Below are 16,729 nucleotides of genomic sequence, written 5' to 3' on the forward strand. Positions count from 1 at the left end.
GCTACGCAAATATGTTAGGACATTCATCTATTTCCTCTCTTGGTCAGCATTCCCTTGGGTATGTCGCACCTCGGGGAGTCGCACCGTTGTTCCCTTACAACTAAAATTTATTGTCAAGCGCCAAAAGACGTAGTGCTATAGGACAGACAGGATTTACGCAAAATATTACATTATACGCCATTTGTAGGGGTTGACAGCGGTTAACCCCTACTATATTTGGTGGTTATACGTAACTCCTAACATAAGGAAGAAGTAGAGAAGACTTTATTCATCTAGGAAACAAGGAAAAATCTGGCGTTATCTGAGTTTTAAGCTTTTGATATCTTCTAACCTTGTGCTTAGACTGCTATAACTTCTACATTTTTAACTTCAACCGCTCGGAGTGGACTAAATAGGGATATGTCGCCAGAGTCTTCCCAGCTTACATCTGAATTATTTGAACTAATTGATCTTGATTTATTAATTAATTAAACAGTGATTAAACTCACGATTTTACCTACTTTCAAGTCACAGACAATTAGTAAGTTTGTTTTGTAATATTTACCTAAATAACATGGGAGCATGAAAGCCATCTTCTTTTAAGCGATGGATGAAAGGTGACTCGTCGGATTTTAATCCACGGTAGCCTTAAGACTAATTGTTCTATATTTTAAGTAAAATTAAATTTAGGTGTGAGATGTGGGAAAAATTTTGGTTAGCAGTTGCTGTTACTTTATCTTTACATATATTTGCTGGGATAGATTTATCTGATATTAAATTGCCCTTTACTTCTCTATCTCCTGTGGTTAAAGCAGACAGTGAGATACCCGATACATTATTTGTGGAAAAAAATTTTCCATCTTCAAATCTAACAAATATCAAGATTTTGATTAACCGATAATCTAAATTTATTGCTGCAAAAAATAAATAATTTTCATTGATATTATTTGCAGCAGTAGAGTAATTCTGAAGTCGCAATAAATTAGAATAAATGTGTTTAAAATTTTACTAATTTTTTTGATAGGTATGACTCCTTGGATAGTTTCTTTGTGGATACTGCACAAGTTTAAAGCACGAACTAGAGAAAGACTTATGTCTATTAGATTGGCAGTAAACTATACAGGAATACCAACTATATCTAGTCAACCAGAACAACAATATATTGAAGGATTAGGATATATAATAGGAGACCTAAGTTGTAAGTTCAATGCTAGGTCTCCCCTAATTCGTTGTGCTGTTAACCCTTTCGGTCCATGTAAGGATTGTTCTGATTATAAGTCCATAGATACCTAATATTAATAATTTAATACCAAATTCATTTCTAAATTCCATAGAATAATATCTCGATTGGGGTTGACTGTAGATTGAGATAGACAAGTTAATAAATTTCTTCAAGAAGGGAGAAGGAAGAAGGAAGAAGCAAAAAATAATTGTGTGCCACCTCAAATAAAATTTTTATCAGACCTAACACCTAATTATGTGCCACCTCAAATAAAATTCGACTTGTGCAAATATTCCAATCCTAAAAATATTGCTGCTATAGTTCCAGAAACACTTATTTCTCCTATCAATACTCTTTTAATAACTTCATCGACAGGTATTAAAACTACTTCAATTTCTTCTGTAATATCAAGCTCTTGTTGTTGAGACTTAATGACATTTTCAGCAACAAATAAATGAATAGAATTGGTATCTTTAACAGGATTATCATATAAAGTTGTTAATTTAATTAATTTCTCAGCAACATATCCAGTTTCTTCAGTAAGTTCTCTACTAGCAGCTACTTCAGGAATTTCTACTTGAGGATTAAAAGATCCTGCGGGTAGCTCTAATAAGACTTTACCAACTCCATGTCTATATTGACGGACAAATACAATTTCTTGTCGAACAGTTACAGGAAAAACAAGAGCAATATCTGGTCTAACATTAACAAAAAAATCATCTATAATTTTGCCATTCGGTAATTCAACTTCATCCTGTCTTACCTGACACCATTTATTATTAATTACTAACCTAGATTGTAAAAGCTTCCATTTTTTTAAATTAGTCATAAATCAATAGATATGAGTAACCATTTAATCAATTCAACTAGACCCAGAAAGGATGCAGTGGACATGGCAAGAACCCACATTCCGCACCACAAAATGTAACATCAAAATATAAGTCAAAAGTCAAAAGTAAGAAATAAGAAGTAAGAAATAAGAAATAAGAAGAAAATTATAGTGGTCAATAGGAGTCAAGGATTCAGTAAGTATTTATGCTGGCATATTTAACTGAGAATTTGACTCCCGATCGAGGTAAATGAAGATAATTTATATAGTATAAATACTTAAGCAAGCTACGGATTTTATACTAATTTTCATGTGACAAATTGAAGTGCCGAATGTGGGCAAGAATATCAAAATTCTGATTACATCCGATTTTTAGAGATTATCTGGCAGTAACTCTTTAAATAAATTATTTAACTCTTGAGGATGAATCGGAGAAAGTATAGCATCATCTAAAATAACAGCAGCTCCAAAATGTCGATTGTGTAAAATTTCCCAGTCAATAATAGTTAAATGATTGCGTGTCATAAAGGGCAGTTTTCTATGCCAATGTATCTTCATTTCTAATACTGACCCCCCACCTTCTCTCTCTGCTAACGAAATTGGTTCTGTTTTGTCAAACTCTCCGTGGGGATGAATAATTAATATAGCTAATTTCCCAATTTCATTCCTTTTACTGTTGAGATTTTTCTGTAAATCTAAAGCTAATTTATCGGCTGATTTTTGACTTTGCCCTACGGTAATTTGCAAATCATTTTGTGCAGACAAGCTAAATCCTGAGAGAATATTTTCTGCATTAGCTACAGGTAGATTAAAGTTAGGTATTGCAACTGATAATAAAATCAAAACTATAGCCAAGATGAGAGAATTTACCTTGTTAATCATTGGTTTGAAGACAAAATAACGCATAAATAAATAAAAGCTGAAAATTGAAATAAGTCTAGAAACTTATAGCATTTTAAAATAAGATGTCAAACAACTGTTGGTGATTTTCTGACATTAAAAAGTCCTGGAAACCTTTTTACCGAAAAATTGTTGTCTAAAGCTTCCCCTTTTAAGGGGATCAAAAAAAAGATAATTCCGTATTTCAAGTCTCCTTATTGCAGAGGTACTGATAACTGATAACTGAAATGACACCGATGTTTTTCTTTTCTTTTATCTATCAATTTCTGCTGTATGTTTTTCTCGTTCCAACTTAAATACATTATCTTCCAGATTAAGTGGAATTAGTTCTCTAAATCAATCATTTAACTCTTATACCAATTTTATGTGAGAGTAGGTGTTAGGTCTTAGGTGTTATACCAATTTTATTTTAGGTGGCACACAATTATTTTTTCCTTCTTCCTTCTTCCTTCTTACTTCTTCTTAAAAATTTAACCACTGTATTACCATTTTTGGTGCAGGCAATAAAATCATTACCAATAAACCTAGCATTAATAATCCTAAAAAGTCGCGTTTGTCATCTAATTCACTAACATCATTCAAAGCAGGTTCATCAGCAAGAGGCATTAAAAATAAAAAGATTGCTAGAAATAAAAATTCCTGATTTATAAAAGCTAATAGTAATAACAAAAACCGAGAAATTTGACCAATAACCATACCAGTTCGTTGCCCAAACATTGCGTGTACTATATGACCGCCATCAAGTTGTCCAATAGGCATTAAATTATATGCAGTTACTACTAAACCTACATAACCTGCTACTGCTATAGGATGTAAATCTATGCCTTTGTTATAAGTTAATTCTGTACCTAATGCTAATTTACTTAATACAGCTAATAAAAAAGAAAAAGTGGGATTTAAAGAGTCTATCGATAATATTCCTGATTCCTCAGATAAAGGAACTATATTAGAGTGGGACAAACCCCAAATTAATAGTGGGATTGTAACTACTAACCCGGCAATTGGACCTGCTATACTAACGTCAAATAAAGATTTACGATTAGGTACAGGACTCTGCATCCGAATAAATGCTCCAAAAGTCCCTAAGAAAAACGGTACTGGAATGAAATATGGTAGAGTAGTACGAATTTTGTATAAATGAGCTGTTATGTAGTGGCCAAACTCATGTAATCCTAGAATCAGGATTAGAGCAACTCCATAAGGTAAACCCTGGATTAATAAATTAGGGTTAGATTGTATGGCATCTTCAGAAATACCAACTATTTCTCTAGCTCCTACTAAAGTAGTGGTGAATAAAGTTATGAGCAATAATCCTAAAGCCAAGAGTACAGGTTTTTGAGACTCCTGAGGAATCTGAGTTTCGTCATTTTTGCCACGGGGGTTAGGAACTAGAGCAAAAAAAGGTTTACCTTGAAAGCTATTTTGAAATACTACTAGGAAGCGATCGCCAAATTTTCCTTCTATATTTTCTGTTACTGTTTGATACGCTTTTTCAGGGTTTGAGCGTAACTGACCTCGACAAATAACTGCTTGAGGTCTAAATTCAAGATTCCTGAGATAGTAAACTGTCCAAGGAAAACAATTTCTCAGACTAGCTTCTTCTGTTTTATCTATTGTTAGTTTGGGTGGAGTTTGATTGAGAGTTTGAGTAGGAACTATTTTTGGTTTAGTCTGGGAATTACTATTATCTTTTGTTGATCGATCTGATTCTGATTGATTGGGTTGCTGTTGTCCCCATTGCACTAATAACCAGTATAAGTAAGGACAGAAGATAAAGGGAATGATAATTAATCCTGGTGGTAGTTGCTTTTCACCATAAATTAACATCCAAGTTGTCCATATTAAAGCTGGTGTCATCATTACTAGCCATAATATCCAGATTGGAGTGCGGGTAATTTTACTTACGCTGCGTTGTAACATGAAGTATGTCATCAACCCTAATAAAATCAATAAAAAGAGCATAATAGTTTGAGTTCAGTTTATTTTTAATCTAAGAATACTGCTTTGACACAACAGCCTTTTGTCTCCAAATATCCCCAGTTTGTCCTAGAAAATATTTTTGCTTTTTCGCCAAATCGGGATACTTTAGGAGGAACATCTTATTTTATTGTAGATAATCAGACCAACATTCTCATTGATTGTCCTGCCAATATTGAAACTAATCAGAAGTTTATCTCTCAACAAGGAGGAGTAAAGTGGTTGTATATTACTCATCGTAGTGCTATTGGCAAGGCACAAGACATTCAAAAAGCTTTCAACTGTGAGATTCTGATTCAAGAACAGGAAGCGTATTTGTTGCCCAACCTTAAGGTAACAACCTTTGAGCAAGAATTTAGTTTAAGTCAGAATATTACTGTTTTCTGGACGCCTGGTCATTCTCCTGGTTCGTCTTGTTTATACTACTCGGAAAATGGTGGGGTCTTATTTACAGGCCGTCATTTATTGCCTAATAGTCAAGGGCAACCTGTGCCATTGCGTATTGCTAAGACTTTTCATTGGCCTAGACAACTTCAGAGTGTTAAATTTTTGATTGACAGATTTTCACAACAGACTCTACAGTACATTTGTCCTGGTGCTAATACTGGTGCTTTGAGGGGTAAGCGAGTAATTGAGTCAGCTTATGATAAATTGACATCTTTAGATTTAGAAGTTTTTTCTGAGGTTAAACCATAACTTTTAATCGGTTGCTCGGATATTTTCTATTACCGAATAATTAAGGTTTAAAGCTTCTCCTTTAAAGTAGCAGTCAGCACTCAGCTATCAGCAGTCAGCTTTTCAAGGTGTATAATGGGGGTTTGAATCCCCCATAAAAGGCGCACCACTAATTTTTTCAAATAAGCGTGGGGGACTTAAACCCTCGAATTTTTAGTGATCCAGCTAAATGCTATTTGCGGAGCATTCCGTAAGGAAAAGCTGATAGCTAGTTAAAGGGGAAAAAAGCCGTCGTTAGCGTAGCTTCCCGCAGGGTGGGATGGCTAGGTCTCCTCGACATATCCAACCGACCAAGAGAAGAAAAAATTTTCACGCTCCGCGTCAATCTTCTTCTTTTCAAGCAGAGGTAATTGTTAATTATTAATTGTTGAACAGTTGCTCGTCATTAGGTAGGAAAAAAGCTTGATCTAGTAACCTTTTAGCAATTAGCAATTCCAAAAATTTGTAAATATATAGCACTACGTCTTTTGATTAGGAAAGTAAATTTGGGTTTTAAGGGAACAGGGAACAGGGAACGGAGGAATGTCAAGAGGGTATTTGTGTAGAGCTATACCAATTTGTCTCCCTGTAGTATCTAAATATATTTTTAGTAGGAAAATAGCCCATAATAACTTACATAAGCTTATTTTTACACAAAATTTTGGTTTGCTCAATTTTAGTATCAGATTTTTTTGAGGAGTTAGTTACCTGAGTTGGTAAAATTAAGACTTATGTATCTAAAGAATTAAAAATTAGAATAGCTTATGGCAACTGTTTCTGCTTATCCTAATGCCCCAGATTTATCTACTGATGACTATTTGGTTATTGGTTTGGCAACCTGCTTTATCAAGGAAGATGGTGAAATTTCTCAAGTAAAAGTTGTTGAACCAATACCCTCAGCAGCTCTCGAAGCTATTGTTAAAGGAATTCCTACTTCATATCAAATGGCTTGTGGGACAACTTTGGGTGCAGTTTTATCTGGGGACACACCTCTACTACCTCAAGATTTTCCTCCGGAAGCTCAATTCTCTGATAATTTTGCCTCAAGAGCGATCGCTACTGCTCGTACATATAAAATTCACCCAGAAGTTAAATCTTTAGTTCCTCTGGGCACTCGTCGTGATGATTTGAATTATTCTTTGGAGCGTAAGCGGATACTAAATGCCGAAAATATTGTCAGTTCAGAAGACAATGTGAAGCAACATGAATATACTCACAAAGTTCTTTAATGTTTCTGTTTATTTACTTAGGTAAAATTGTAGAAGTTACAGTTATCAAAAATTAGGTATATAGTCGTGCTAAAACTTTATGGTGGCGCTCGTAGTCGAGCATCAATTATTCTCTGGTATCTTGAAGAAATAGAAGCTGATTATGAATTTATTACTCTCGATATGCAGTCAGGAGAGCATCTCAAATCAGATTTTTTAGAGATTAATCCGATGGGAAAAGTTCCTGCTATTGTTGATGGAGAATTTAAACTTTGGGAGTCAGGAGCTATTCTGTTATATGTTGCATAAAAATATGGCAAAATGCCTGATTCTTTAGAACAGAAAGCTGAAATTTTTCAGTGGGTTTTGTTTGCTAATGCTACTCTCGGACCGGGAATTTTTGTAGAGGCAAGTCGTGAAAAGGAAACTCCTCGTTTATTAACTCCATTGAATCAAATTTTTGATACTCAACCTTATTTAATGGGTGAAGAATTCAATGTAGCAGATGTAGCTTTAGGTTCAATTTTAGCCTATATTCCCATGATGTTAAAGTTGGATTTAAGTTCTTATCCTCATGTTTTGACTTATATCAAACGTATATCTGAAAGACCTGCTTTCCAAAAGACAATTGCTAATCCTTCTTAGATTTATCTAAGTTTTTTTACTAACGATAATCAAATAATTTTCAAGTAAGAAGTATAGCAGAAGTAAGAAGGAATAAGAAATAAGGAATAAGGAATAAGGAATAAGAAGGAACCGAAGTTGGAAAATATTACCGAAAAATTGTGGTTTAAAGCCTCCCCTTTTAAGGGTATAAAAAGAAAAAAAATCCTTTTGACCAATCCTCTTATTTATAATAACAGGTAATTCTTAATTCTCAATTCTTAATTCTCAATTCTTGAAGTTGTCTGAGTTTATAGCTATCAATATGTCCTAACCTTTCCTTTGACTGCTATAAGTAGAAATAAAGACATATAACAATTAGGAATCAGATGTGATAATTTTATTGCTTTGGTATTTCCCATTCCCTGTTCCCTGTTCCCTATTCCCTAAAAATCTACAATAATCTCACAACTCAAATAAGAGCGCTATAAATCAAGAAAAATAATCAGTGTTGCATATTAAATTGATAATTAGTAATAGCTAATTTTCAAGAAGCAATTAATTATTCCCTAAAAGTCGTTTTATCCTCCTACAATGCAACACCGATTTAGCTTATATTCCCATGATGCTAAAGTTGAATTTAAGTTCTTATCCTCATGTTTTGACTTATATTAAACGTATATCTGAAAGACCTGCTTTCCAAAAGACAATTGGTAATCGATCTTAGATTTATCTAAGTTTTTTTACTAACGATAATTAAATAATTTTCAAGCAAGAAGTATAGCAGAAGGAAGAAGGAATAAGGAAAGACTGAAGTTGGAAAAATCTTACGTTATCTGAGTTTTAAGCTGTGGATATGTATTAACCTTTCCTTCGACTGCTATAGACAGAAAAAAGACATATAGCAATCAAGAATCAGATGTGATAATTTTATGGCTTCGGTATTTCCCATTCTCTAAAAATCTAGAATATCTCACAACTCAAATAAGAGCGCTATAAATCAAGAAAAATAATCAGTGTTGCATATTAAATTGATAATTAGTAATAGCTAATTTTCAAGAAGCAATTAATTATTCCCTAACAGTAGTTTTATCCTACTACTATGCAACACCAATTTAGCTTATATTCCCATGATGTTAAAGTTGGATTTAAGTTTTTATCCTCATGTTTTGACTTAGATAAAACGTATATCTAAAAGACCTGTTTTCCCCAAAAAAAATGCTAATCTGTCTTAGATTTATCTAAGTTTTTTTTAGCGACGATAATCAAATGATTTTCCAGTAATAACTAAGTAGAAAGAAGACATAAATCAAGAAAAATAATCAGTGTTGCATATTAAATGAATAATTAGTAATAGCTAATTTTCAAGAAGCAATTAATTATTCCCTAACAGTAGTTTTATCCTCCTACTATCCAACACCAAATTACTTTGGAAAACAAATTATCTTATCTTATAGATGAGTAACCTAAATTTTTTTTATAGGTCTATTTAACTGATGCAATTAATACTGGTTAAATAAGTTAGGTTAACCACCATGTGCTGTGGGATGGTACGTTAAATAACACACTTCGCACCCCACGTTTCTAAATATTTATTTGATATTTATTTGACAAAGACTCTATTATAAGTTTATCTTTTCTGTAGTGGGTTTAATGCTCAACCGTCTACACAATGTTTAAAATTTTTTGGGGTTTGTAGACACGAAGTGGCTTGTCGTTGACTATCCATAAGCAATTTTCCCTTCTGCCTTCTGCCTTCTGCCTTCTTCAATGAACTTATCCTATTAATACTGGTTAAAAAAGTTAGCTATCAGCTTCCCAATTATTATGCCTAATAAATTCTGATAAATAATTAGAATGGTAACTGATAGCTATCTTTAAGATTAATCTTTATTTGAAACCAACTGCTGCTTGCCACACAAAAGCTAACAACAAGAAGAAAACAGGAATTACTGGTAAAACATCAACTAACGGGTCAAAAATAGAGTAAGCTTCTGGCAGTTTTGCCAATAACATTGTTAATTCCATAAAATCTACCTACCTTTTTCACAAAATTTTTATGATATTTAGTATATCTTAACCTGAGCAATTAACATCAAAACTTATCTCCTCATATCTAAATCTCAACTAATGGAAATATTGGTGTTGGTAAATCCAGTAATTAATATCTGAGGGACAAAAATATTTCAAAACTTCAGATAGTAAATGAACGGCAGGCTAAAATATTTGAGCATTTCTACGGACTAGGAATAGCACAAAGTTTTAGGATTTAATCTAAAGTAGAATATCTACTATTAATAGAATATTGAATAACAAAAGAATGTCTGAGATAGAAACAAACCAGTGGTTAAAGTGGATTTGTTCGAGTCAAAATATTGATGAGTTAGTGGAAAACTACGACCAATGGGCAGATACCTATGAGACAGATATTGAGAGATTTTGGAAACCAGTGCCTTTAGCAGCATCACTTATGCTTGCTCAATATGTGGCCAATAAACAGGACACAATTCTTGATGTTGGGGCGGGAACAGGTCTAGTTGGTGTGGCCTTAGCTGAATTGGGATTTGAACAAATCATAGGTATGGACATATCACCTAGTATGTTGACCAAAGCAGCAGAAAAAGGCATATATAAATCCTTAGTTTGTTGCTTTATAGGTGATGAGCAATTCAGAAACTTAGAGAGGGCGAGTGGTATTGTCGCTACAGGAGTATTTGCGGAAAACCATGCTGGTTCAGCAGAACTGAATCAACTTCAAGACAATATCAAGTCTGGAGGTGTGTTGGTTTTCACGGCACGTCAGAGTTTCTTGCCTAAACTTGAGAAAGTCTTAAACCAACCAGAATGGACTCTTATTGATTCCAAAGTAATGCCGATTTACGATGATCCTATTAATCTTTTAGCGTACAAAATTTGTCAAAAATGAATTCAGAATTGAAAAGACTTAAGCAAATTAATCAAAAGTTGGCAACATCTCCTAATCTAAGTCGCCGTGAATTGCTGGAGATGAAAGTGATTCAAGAAAGCCAAGAATTGGTTAATCGAGTCGGTGCTACAAACGAACCTAAACAAAGTCTGCCATTCACGAAGTTATATCTACCGATGGCCTTCACAGGTATTTTAGAGCCAAATAAGTTAGTTGATGATACTCATCGTGCAATTCAGATCCTATTACCTGGTACTGGAACGACCTTTTCTGTTGCTGAAACACTATGTGATGTTGCAGGTACTTTTCATGGGCGAAAAAGCAAAAACCGTGGACGTGGGCGTAAAAGTAACCAAAGCTTACTAACTGAATTACTACCCGATGGTGAGACATTCCGTGTAGCATCTTTTCCTACTGACCTTCCTCTCAATGGTATGGGTTCAGATGCCCCATTTGAGTTTGCCAGCGAGCAAGGTCTAATGATCATGCTTCGTCATGTCCACCTGGTTTTGTCACGACTTTATCCCGATCGCCCAGTTTTTATTGCTGGACGTAGTCAAGGTGGTATAGCTGCCATACTTTATGCACAACATTATGATGACTTAGCTGGGGCAATTGCAGTTAATCCGCCACACCCAGACCCAGAGTTGTTCCAGTTTACTGTTCAATATTTGGAGGATAAAGCGGAAGTTTTGGCCGACCTTCTCCATGCTCCCGGTGTTACTTTGCATCCTCGTAGTTGGGAAGCTTACAAGACTTTTACTCCTGAGTTTAACTATCCATCTAGAACATCCCGATCTCCAATCCTAACTTTGGTTAGCTTGGGCGATCCATTCAACTTGTTTCCCCAGTATGCTCATGCACTGAAGGAATTTGCAGAAAATGACGAAAAATGTAAGTTACATATACTTGATGCAGGACACAATCTTTGGGATAGAAAATCAGAAGATACATATCGAGAAGTAATTCGTTTGCAAACTCAATTCATTTTGAACCAGATGAAATATGAGTTTGCTCTAGCTTGAATGCTATGGGAGATAAAACAGATATTATGATAATCTAAATAACTTAGGCTTGTTAATTATCAGAAAGGTATGAACTCAAGTAATTAGAAGTTAATAAAACATGAAGTGAATTAGGATAAAAGAATAAAATTTTGGAGGAATTACTTTCACATTTTTATTACTATGCCAATATTTTTTAGATCTAAAAAATACTCATCAAGAAGATATTGAAGTCCTTTAAACTGTTCAGCGCGGTGGCGTTGCTGAGGGGCGGGATGAATCTTTTTTGAACAGGTAAATCTCATCCTTAATACTTCATACTTCTTTTTTGCCCAAGCATACAATTCGTCCCACAAATATGCAACGCCGGGGGGTTAATCATCTTTAGGTTAAAAGAAAAGCTTATTTATCATTAATATTAAATCGGAAGCTATTGAATGGGAATAAATAATTTTTGAACGAATGGAAAAATTGACTAAAAAGACATTAGATGTTGAAGTATATCTAAATTTGCATAGCTATTTTAACCATAATTTACGATCTATAAAAATCTTGATCTGTGATTAGCTATTTTTTGCTTTAGTCAAGATATTCACTTCAAATGTATAAATATTGTCTCGTTGTTTTAAAAATATTAATTTCAGGTTGCCGATCAAATAGTAAGTTACTAAAAAAGCATTAGATGTTTAACTCGTTTTGAGAAATTATTCGCCAGTAAGTGTATATTATTATGTTTTCTACTACCCTACTCCTCCACTCAAGAAAACATAGAAAAGTTTTTGATATTTGGTATTAAATATTTTAGGAAATCCTCAAACAATTAATAAGTATGTATCAAGTCACAATCTTAGGAACAGGAAAAATTGGATCGGCGATCGCCAAGCTCTTACATTACAGTGGAGATTACAGCATACTTGTTGGAGATATAGACCCTAGAGCTTTAGAAAACTTAACCGCATCTTTGCCAGTCAATACTTTTGTCATAGATGTGACTGATGAAGTTGCTCTTGCAGAAAAACTAGAAGGCCAAGATTGTGTTGTTTCTGCTTGCTCCTATGAGGTCAATCCTATTATTGCTCGTGCTGCTGCCAAAGCTGGAGTTAGTTATTTCGATCTAACAGAAGATGTGGCCACTACCAATGCAGTTCGCTCCATTGCTGAAAAAACTCCTGATGATTTGATCTTCGCACCCCAATGTGGACTTGCTCCAGGGTTTATCGGCATCCTTGCTCATCATCTGTGTAGTGGTTTTGAGAAGCTTGACGAGGTAAAAATGCGTGTCGGTGCTTTACCCCAATATCCATCTAATATGATGATGTACAACCTCACCTGGTCTACCAAAGGTCTGATTAATGAATACTGTAATCCTTGCGAAGCTATTCATAACGGTCGTAAAATTGAGGCAATGCCTTTAGAAGAGGTAGAACATTTCTCTGTAGATGGGGTAAATTACGAAGCATTTAATACTTCTGGCGGCTTGGGGACTCTTTGTGAAACTCTTGAAGGCCAAGTGCGTACTCTCAACTACAAGACCGTGCGTTATCCAGGTCATCAATATCTGATGAAATTTTTAACTCAAGAATTGGGTTTAAGCGATCGCCGCGAACTTCTGCAAGAAATATTGGAAAATTCTATTCCTATTACTAAGCAAGATGTAGTAGTTATTTTCTGTACTGTAACTGGTTGGAAAAATGGCTATCTTCAACAAATAAGCGATGTCCGCAAGATTTACTCCCTCAATTTGCATGGAGAAACCTGGAGTTCTATCCAGCTTACAACTTCTGCTTCTGTTTGTGCTGTCTTAGATATGTATCTCCATGGGGAAATTCCACATACTGGTTTCCTCAAACAAGAGCAGATTAACCTAGATGCCTTTCTTAGAAATCGTTTTGGTTGTTATTATAACCTGTAACTGTTACAGGATTTTTGCTCCTAATTAACAATGGTTTCCACTTGTCGAGTTTGATATTTTTTAGACCGTAAACTTTGTGAGTTATACCATTTTCAAAAAATACTGTTACAGTGCTTTATTCTGTTAGTAGGAGTTTTGAGATTAATACTGTAGCGACCTTTTTTGAATTTGGTATTAAACTATATTCAAGCATATTTTTCGTGACATCCTCTCTAGCTATTAGGCGCGGAGATCCCTACTAAAATTATAGCTCTTCAGTGAGTTGGCGTTTTTATGGCGCAAAGCTTCTGCTAAAATCGGATGCTGCGAACTAATACGGTAGTCCTACACTTTCCTCTGCGTCCGTTTAGAGTTTCTGAGTGGCCCTCGGCAGCTAATATTAAAACTTAAATTATCAACCTGTATTTTCTTTTCCTTTCTTCAAAGACTCTAACCAAATAGGAATCAAAATCCAAGCTACCACTAACACCAAAGCAGCTACACCAAATTGTGCCACCCAAGATACTAACTTTTCTAGAGGTACAACTTGTCCCAAAAAGAAGGATAAACTGACCATTGTTAATGCCCAAATAGTCGCTCCACTAGCATTGCATAATAAAAATTTCCAGTAAGGCATTTGAGCAATTCCCGCCAAAGGGCCAGCAAAAATCCGTAGTAACGTAATAAATCGACCAAAAAATACTGCTTTAGCTGCATTTTTACTAAACTGATTTTTCGCGTCTATCAGTTTTTCTTCTTTAATCCGAAATATTTGACCTAACTTCAACATTAATGGCCAGCCACCATACTTGCCAAGCAAATATCCACAACTGTCGCCGAATACTGCACCTATAATTGCACAGCTAAGTACATATCTATAAAGTAATTCCCCACTACCTGCAAGGAACCCACCTACGAGTGTAACTGTTTCTCCTGGTAAGGGAACTCCTGCATTTTCGAGGGCTATTCCTAAAAAAATGGCTAGATAGCCGTATTTATTGGCAATTAATTGAATTGTTTCTAATGATACAAATTCTAGGGACATTATACGGTAATCTTTAAGCGAACTTGATCAAATTTATCATTTTTTTATATTTTATTGCCAAATAGTGGCTTGTAAAGTCTGTAAAGATGGTTTTGAGGGGTAGCCAATCTCAAAAAGCATTACCCAAAAATCATGTCTTACAAAAATCTATCCATCATTTCAAAGTTGATAGACCAGTAGTTATATCTAAACGGAACTTATTTATTACTCAAGCAATATTTATAGATTATAGAGAACTAATTGATGTACCCAAGAATTATTAAATATATCACAAAAGTTAACAACTTGCACTATAATTGACAATAATTACTGTCAATTTTGTATTTTATACAGGGAACTCTATTTCTAGTAAAGTGAATTTCCTGAGTATCATTACAACTTCTGGATTGTTGATAATTAGGGTGTAATGAATTATCTTTAATCTAAAACAATTTATATTTCAGAGCAAAGTAAAAAATAATTTTTTTTCTTTTTAATTAATGGTGATACCTATGAAAGCTATTGATGTCAGTCAACATATTATTCTCATTCCGAATCACCGCTTAGACTTAGCTGGAGCAAATGTGATTAAGCAGCAATTCATATCTCTACTAGAAAAAAACTACAATCTTTGGATTATTGATATGGCCAATGTGGAGTTTATAGATAGTTCTGGTTTAAGTGCATTAGTTATTGGTTTAAAAAAGGCTCGTGAACATGGCTGTAATTTAGCTATCTGTAACCTTAACCCCACAGCTAGATTGGTTTTTGAAATTACTCAGTTAGATAGGGTTTTTCAAATTTTTGATAGTATTGATGATGTTTTTTTAGATTCTCATGGAAAATTAATAACAGCTTAAGTTAAGCTGATTTTTAAATTCTCGGCTCAGATGCTAAATTTAATAGTAACTGAGCCGTTCTTACAGTAGTTCACTAATTATAAAAATACTATTCTCTTGAGATAAAACTTGATAATAATGCTAAGATAGAATATCATACCTATCTCAGCAAATATTTACTTAAATTAAGCATTTCCAAACGTCGGCATCTCTACAGAAGAACCTGGTTGTCCCTGACCAAAAGCAGGTAAATCTAGGCCATTAGCACGACGATTTCTAACTGCTAGACGATAACTAACACTTTGTAACTCTGCATGAAGTTGACGGTTTTCCTTTTGCAATATTTCCACTTTTTCAAGTACTTCTGCAAGTCGTTCGGAGAATTTTTGACGATAGACTTCTGGTAGCTCTTGTACTACTTGTTCTAACATTTGGGAGCGGTCTGTTAACTCTTGCACAGAATGACGTAAATTATATACTTCTGCATCTCGTTCAGAGATTTGTTCTTGATAAAAATTTACTTGTTGTTCAACTTCATTGAGTTGTTCCTTTAAACTCTGCATTTGAGATTGGTAACTTTCAGGAACTGTTGATGTTGGTACTATACTTGTATTTCCCTTAACTAATCGAAAAAGTTCTTGAGACAATTGTTGAATTAATTGGTCTCGCATTTGTAATTCTTCGTTAAGACGAGATACTTCAAGTTGAAGTTGTTGTGAATTTAACTTTTGCATCTGCTTCACTTTAAGTTTGCTCCTAATTATTCAGTAGTTCCTATATAACTTATATTTTATATTTAGAAATAGTATAGCTCTATAGCTAATATAATTAGACATCTCCAATAATAAAAAATAAAATCAATTATCCCACAGAAATTATCAATTCTTTCCCCCTACTCCCGACTCCCTTTTTTCTGGAGATGTCTATTGATAATGTAAAGGAAATAGGAGAGGAGTCTCCCCTATTTTAAGATGCTCAAGTTCTACTTTTTTGTTGAATTTGCCTTTTTTGGGTTAATCAAAACTCTCAAATTTGTTAGTCCAAATAATTAGGGTGCATCTCAATGCAAGAATAAAGCCAAAAAATTATCGCTTTTAGGCAACAGGCAACAGCTCATCTGGCAACAGGCAAAAGGGAATAGAGAATAGGGAATATATAGGAAAAAAGTATTTTTGCAAATATTGAGATGCACCCAATAATTATGTGCTGCCGTGAAACATTACTATTCCACTGCTGCTAATGGTTTTGGTCGTTCTTGAGTATCTGGTACAGTAGTATCTGGTGTAGTATTTTTGGGTACTTCCTGTTTAATCGTTAAGTAACGAATAACCTCTTCACTCAAACGCATTGCCCTCTCCAATACAGCTATTTGAGTCGGAGGACCTTGATAATTCATCTGAACATATGTACCTTCTCGATGATCGTTGATCTCATAGGCTAAACGACGCTTACCACGATGTTGAATTTCTATGTCGTAAGCGCCCTGCTCCTGCAATAAATCTTTATATTTTGCAATTTCTTGTTCTACCTGTTCTTCATTCAGGTCTGGACGCAGGATATACATTGTTTCATAAATGAATGGTTTCATGGAAATAATCTCCTTTCGGACTACA

Annotated in this window: 18 protein-coding genes; 11 read left to right on the forward strand and 7 right to left on the reverse strand. The window is 34.4% G+C overall.

Annotated elements, in window-relative coordinates; genetic code table 11:
• Window positions 1-676 precede the first annotated feature (676 nt).
• Together D5R40_RS00535 and D5R40_RS00540 are read left to right on the forward strand one after the other, a co-directional pair.
• Window positions 677-880 (forward strand): QAALIT motif small membrane protein, encoded by a 204-nt coding sequence (locus D5R40_RS00535; RefSeq protein WP_124146171.1) that lies wholly within the window; start codon window positions 677-679, stop codon window positions 878-880.
• Window positions 881-972: 92 nt separating this feature from the next.
• The gene (locus tag D5R40_RS00540; RefSeq protein WP_124146172.1) at window positions 973-1,272 is read left to right on the forward strand and encodes a DUF6464 family protein; all 300 of its coding nucleotides are present in this window, start codon (window positions 973-975) and stop codon (window positions 1,270-1,272) included.
• A 194-nt stretch (window positions 1,273-1,466) separates the two neighbouring features.
• Here D5R40_RS00540 and D5R40_RS00545 read toward each other — a convergent pair whose 3' ends face one another.
• The 3 genes from D5R40_RS00545 to D5R40_RS00555 all read right to left on the reverse strand — a co-directional run bounded on the left by D5R40_RS00545 (window position 1,467) and on the right by D5R40_RS00555 (window position 4,892).
• Window positions 1,467-2,030, reverse strand: coding sequence for an NUDIX hydrolase (locus tag D5R40_RS00545; protein ID WP_124154117.1), 564 nt, complete (start codon window positions 2,028-2,030; stop codon window positions 1,467-1,469).
• A 372-nt stretch (window positions 2,031-2,402) separates the two neighbouring features.
• A complete protein-coding gene (locus D5R40_RS00550; RefSeq protein ID WP_124146174.1) occupies window positions 2,403-2,912 on the reverse strand; it encodes a hypothetical protein in 510 nt (169 codons plus the stop codon).
• Between the two features lie 480 nt (window positions 2,913-3,392).
• Window positions 3,393-4,892: a site-2 protease family protein gene (locus tag D5R40_RS00555; RefSeq protein WP_124154118.1), complete on the reverse strand. Its 1,500-nt coding sequence runs from the start codon at window positions 4,890-4,892 to the stop codon at window positions 3,393-3,395.
• A 42-nt stretch (window positions 4,893-4,934) separates the two neighbouring features.
• On the opposite strand from D5R40_RS00555, the gene D5R40_RS00560 reads away from it, so the two are divergent.
• The 4 genes from D5R40_RS00560 to D5R40_RS43435 all read left to right on the forward strand — a co-directional run bounded on the left by D5R40_RS00560 (window position 4,935) and on the right by D5R40_RS43435 (window position 7,474).
• Window positions 4,935-5,603 carry an MBL fold metallo-hydrolase gene (locus D5R40_RS00560; RefSeq protein ID WP_124154119.1) on the forward strand — a complete coding sequence of 223 codons (669 nt, stop codon included), beginning with the start codon at window positions 4,935-4,937 and terminating at the stop codon, window positions 5,601-5,603.
• A gap of 782 nt (window positions 5,604-6,385) precedes the next feature.
• Window positions 6,386-6,850, forward strand: coding sequence for a hypothetical protein (locus D5R40_RS00565; RefSeq protein WP_124146177.1), 465 nt, complete (start codon window positions 6,386-6,388; stop codon window positions 6,848-6,850).
• Between the two features lie 66 nt (window positions 6,851-6,916).
• Window positions 6,917-7,138: a glutathione S-transferase N-terminal domain-containing protein gene (locus tag D5R40_RS43430; protein WP_338043216.1), complete on the forward strand. Its 222-nt coding sequence runs from the start codon at window positions 6,917-6,919 to the stop codon at window positions 7,136-7,138.
• Between the two features lie 12 nt (window positions 7,139-7,150).
• On the forward strand, window positions 7,151-7,474 hold the full coding sequence (locus D5R40_RS43435) for a glutathione S-transferase family protein (protein ID WP_445974441.1): 324 nt from the start codon (window positions 7,151-7,153) through the stop codon (window positions 7,472-7,474).
• Between the two features lie 1,848 nt (window positions 7,475-9,322).
• Here the strand turns inward: D5R40_RS43435 and D5R40_RS00585 are convergent.
• On the reverse strand, window positions 9,323-9,460 hold the full coding sequence (locus D5R40_RS00585) for a photosystem II reaction center protein K (RefSeq protein ID WP_124146178.1): 138 nt from the start codon (window positions 9,458-9,460) through the stop codon (window positions 9,323-9,325).
• 277 nt (window positions 9,461-9,737) lie between these two features.
• Here D5R40_RS00585 and D5R40_RS00590 point away from each other — a divergent pair, with 277 nt between their 5' ends.
• From D5R40_RS00590 to D5R40_RS00600, 3 genes are all read left to right on the forward strand, one after another.
• A complete protein-coding gene (locus tag D5R40_RS00590) occupies window positions 9,738-10,358 on the forward strand; it encodes a class I SAM-dependent DNA methyltransferase (RefSeq protein WP_205127583.1) in 621 nt (206 codons plus the stop codon).
• Complete coding sequence (locus D5R40_RS00595; RefSeq protein ID WP_124146180.1) at window positions 10,355-11,383, forward strand: alpha/beta fold hydrolase; 1,029 nt, start codon at window positions 10,355-10,357, stop codon at window positions 11,381-11,383. Before D5R40_RS00590 ends, D5R40_RS00595 begins: the two co-directional genes overlap by 4 nt.
• 808 nt (window positions 11,384-12,191) lie before the next feature.
• On the forward strand, window positions 12,192-13,274 hold the full coding sequence (locus D5R40_RS00600; protein WP_124154120.1) for a saccharopine dehydrogenase family protein: 1,083 nt from the start codon (window positions 12,192-12,194) through the stop codon (window positions 13,272-13,274).
• 394 nt (window positions 13,275-13,668) lie between these two features.
• Here the strand turns inward: D5R40_RS00600 and D5R40_RS00605 are convergent, their stop codons facing one another.
• The gene (locus D5R40_RS00605; protein ID WP_124146182.1) at window positions 13,669-14,298 is read right to left on the reverse strand and encodes a DedA family protein; all 630 of its coding nucleotides are present in this window, start codon (window positions 14,296-14,298) and stop codon (window positions 13,669-13,671) included.
• A gap of 86 nt (window positions 14,299-14,384) precedes the next feature.
• On the opposite strand from D5R40_RS00605, the gene D5R40_RS34280 reads away from it, so the two are divergent.
• Together D5R40_RS34280 and D5R40_RS00610 are read left to right on the forward strand one after the other, a co-directional pair.
• Window positions 14,385-14,561: a hypothetical protein gene (locus tag D5R40_RS34280; RefSeq protein WP_161564630.1), complete on the forward strand. Its 177-nt coding sequence runs from the start codon at window positions 14,385-14,387 to the stop codon at window positions 14,559-14,561.
• Between the two features lie 228 nt (window positions 14,562-14,789).
• Entirely contained in the window at window positions 14,790-15,137 is a 348-nt protein-coding gene (locus D5R40_RS00610) for an STAS domain-containing protein (protein ID WP_124146183.1), read from the forward strand.
• A gap of 164 nt (window positions 15,138-15,301) precedes the next feature.
• Here D5R40_RS00610 and D5R40_RS00615 read toward each other — a convergent pair whose 3' ends face one another.
• Entirely contained in the window at window positions 15,302-15,859 is a 558-nt protein-coding gene (locus D5R40_RS00615; protein WP_375339357.1) for an Npun_F5560 family protein, read from the reverse strand.
• Between the two features lie 479 nt (window positions 15,860-16,338).
• Window positions 16,339-16,704, reverse strand: coding sequence for a 30S ribosomal protein S6 (gene rpsF, locus D5R40_RS00620; RefSeq protein ID WP_124146185.1), 366 nt, complete (start codon window positions 16,702-16,704; stop codon window positions 16,339-16,341).
• Window positions 16,705-16,729 lie beyond the last annotated feature (25 nt).

Source organism: Okeania hirsuta (assembly GCF_003838195.1).
Lineage (GTDB): Bacteria > Cyanobacteriota > Cyanobacteriia > Cyanobacteriales > Microcoleaceae > Okeania > Okeania hirsuta.